General features: G+C 62.4%; 3 protein-coding genes. 1 reads left to right on the plus strand and 2 read right to left on the minus strand.

What is annotated here, in order from left to right; genetic code table 11:
* The coding region (locus tag EOA60_RS26685) for an arginine deiminase family protein (RefSeq protein WP_164899551.1) at positions 1 to 541 on the plus strand (541 nt) is incomplete at its 5' end.
* 133 nt (positions 542 to 674) lie between these two features.
* On the opposite strand, the gene EOA60_RS26690 is transcribed toward EOA60_RS26685, so the two are convergent.
* Together EOA60_RS26690 and EOA60_RS37805 are read right to left on the minus strand one after the other, a co-directional pair.
* Positions 675 to 2231: a CoF synthetase gene (locus EOA60_RS26690; protein ID WP_095824532.1), complete on the minus strand. Its 1557-nt coding sequence runs from the start codon at positions 2229 to 2231 to the stop codon at positions 675 to 677.
* Positions 2222 to 2927: hypothetical protein (locus EOA60_RS37805; protein WP_206628257.1), on the minus strand; the 706-nt coding region annotated here is incomplete at its 5' end. The genes EOA60_RS26690 and EOA60_RS37805, both read right to left, overlap by 10 nt.

Raw genomic sequence — 2927 nt, forward strand, 5'->3', positions numbered from 1 at the left:
TCTGGAGAACGACGAATATCTTGAAGGCGGCGACGTCCTTCCGGTGACGTTCGACGGGCGCCGCGTGCTGCTCGTCGGCTTCGGCGTCAGGACGACCAAGGCGGCAGCCATCAAACTTGCGCTCGATCTCATCCCCGACCATGTCGACTACATCATCGGCCTCTCGCACGATCCGGCGTTGCTGCATCTCGACACCGGCTTCACCGTGCTGCCCAACAAGGTGATCCTGGCCGCCGCGGGCATGTTCGGCGCCGGCTTCCTGATCGATGAGAACCGGCGGCTCAACCCCGTCAATCCGCTCGCCTATGCCGAAGCGCTCGGTTGCTCGATCGTGCGCTGCGACAAGGCCGACGCCATCGCCCATGAACGCTGCAACCTCCTGCCGCTGGGCAACCGCCGCTACCTCGCGTTCGACATGCCGGCAGAACTCAAGGCAACGCTGGAGCAGGCGGCAGGCGTGACCATCGAGCGAGTCAAGGGCACCGAGATCGCCAAGGCCACCGGCGGTGTGCACTGCCTGACGAGGCCGCTTTACTGCTGACGCCGGCGCGGCTCGGACCTTGAAATCATCGCGCGGCTCGCAACGTCTGTTTTGTCCTTTGCCGATGAAACCGCTGTGCGGCTTCGACGAACCCGGCAGCCGAGACAGCTGCCCGGCGACGACTGCCAGGCTCTCAAAGCTTGTCGTATTTGATGTTCGAGGCGACGTACTCGTTCTTGAGCCTGCGTTGGCCGCCTTCGAACGGTCCGGTGTTGAAGGCGAACACCCTGAGCTCGGGCATGTTGTCGGCAGTGGCCGTCCGCTTCCAGGCGTTGAGAAAATCGCCGTTCATGGCGGCCAGCTTCTCGAACACCGTCTCCTGCAACATCTCGGCGGGAAACGGCAGCGTCGCGCCCTCCACCAGTTCGACCGCCACCTCCATGCGCTTGTTGTGCGCGGCGTCTTCGTAGGAAATGAGGCGAAAGGTCGACAGTACCGGCGCCAGCACGTCGAGGCCGAACAGGATCTCTCGCAGGCTGTCCGGCGTGACCTTGGCTCCGTAATACTCGATCGACATATCGGAGCGGCCGTAGATGAACAAAAGCGGCAGGTCGAGGATACGGCCGCTGTTCTTCAAAATGTTGCCATGCCCGGCTTCGCGCAGGATGCGCTTCAACTCGCTGAAGCGCAGCGCGTGGCCGCGATCGTGGATGTTATAGCGGATCTTGGGCGAGATGTTGTAAGGCCGAGAAATGGTTGCCACCAATTCGCCACTGGCGTTCTCCTCCAGGTAGTAGGCCAGCGGATTGTACTGGAAGATCATCGGCGTGACGCCGTATTCCGTCCGCACGATGGCCTTGCGCAGCCGCTCGTCGCCGAGCAGCGCGCGGCGCAGGTTGATGGTGAGTTCGCTTTCGAGCGCCAGGTTGACCTCAAGATCGGAGGCGCCGTAGCTGCCGATCACACGCCGGAATTTCTTCAAGAGATAGCCACGGAGGCTCTCCGAGACGCCTTCGCCGCCGAAGGCCGCATCGATGGTATATTTCGACCAGTCCAAACGCGGGTCGTCGACCAGCGTCTTCAGGAACGGCGGATAGCCCATCACAACATAGCGGAAGCGCGGCCCGAACTCGTTTATGGTGTTGACGATCTTATCGAGGTTCGGCCCCGTCGATTTCAGGATTGTCGTGTCGGTCAGCGAGATCGCCACATTCATGCCTGTCGCCCACGCGCCGAGCGCGAACGCATTGAGGATGAACAGGGTCTCGTCCTCGCCGGTGATGCGCAGGAACGTCATCTGCATCATCTGCTTGGTGATCATCCGCTCGGTCTTGCCGCGCACCCAGCTGGTCGGCATGCCACTGCTGCCGGAGGACTCGTCGACCATCACGCCCATCGACGGCAGCTTGCCATCCAGCAGACGTTCCTCCTGCGGATATTTCTTGACGTAGGATTCCTTGTCCATCTCCGGAATCGAACTGAGGTCGGGCTTCGTCACATGATCGAGCATGATCTCGGGCTTGCCGCCGAGCCGGTCGATATAGTCTCGATAGGCCGGAACCCGCCTGTAGGCATGATAGAAATTCGCCCAGGCGCGCCACGCGCCGATGCCCCAGCGCAGCCGCTCGAAGCCGGGAATGAGCAATATCTTGTAAGCATGCCGCGAAGACGCGAATGCCCGCTCGACGACGTTGACCAGCGCGACAAGCGCAAGGAAGAAGGGCCGTACCGCCCGCTTGATCAGCCGCATAGGATGATGTCCTCGTAGGGGAGCCGGTAGCTCAGCGGCGGCGGCTGGCTCTTGCCCAGCCGGAGCAGCAGCCAGACCATGTCGGCGCCTCCTTTTTCGTCCGGCATCCTGAAATAGCCGATCATGTTGGTGCGCGCCTCGTCTGAGGTGATGACCGAGCCATAAGGCTGCCAGTAATAGCCATGGCGAGTAACGATGAGCCACAGCCGGAACATGGTCGTGCCGGCACGAAACCAGTCCTCCATGGTGACGTAAGGACCGCGCAGCCACCCGATGGTGCCGACGCCCTTCATGCTGCGGCCGTAGATGAGACCCACGAGGCTCTTGATGCCGGGCAGGGTCCAGAAGCCAGGCCTGGTGAAGAAGCTTTTGAGCAGAAACGCCGAGAAGCCGAGGCAGCGCGCCGAAAGGCCGTCGCCGGTGATGTCTTCCTCGCGCGTGCCGAAACGCAGCCACCGCACCAGCTCCTTGCGGATGGGCACGTTCTCCATGTCGTGGAAAAGCGCCTGGCGATTGAGCTCGATCACCCAGTCGATCGCCTCGGCGTCGTTGCGCGCCTCGAAGCGATGGCCGGTTCGAAGGGCTTCGGCCTGCATCTCGCCAAGCAGCGTCTGCGGGATCGCGCGACCGTCATAGGGAAGCCGGGAGGTGTGGCGGTCGAGGATCAGCCGGGGATCGAAATCCGCAATCGGCGCG

This window comes from Mesorhizobium sp. M1A.F.Ca.IN.020.06.1.1 (assembly GCF_004023265.1).
GTDB lineage: Bacteria > Pseudomonadota > Alphaproteobacteria > Rhizobiales > Rhizobiaceae > Mesorhizobium.

Bases quoted from the DNA above. Each gene is read 5' to 3' on its own strand.
- EOA60_RS26690 (WP_095824532.1), bottom strand. From the start codon at position 2,231: ATGCGGCTGATCAAGCGGGCGGTACGGCCCTTCTTCCTTGCGCTTGTC.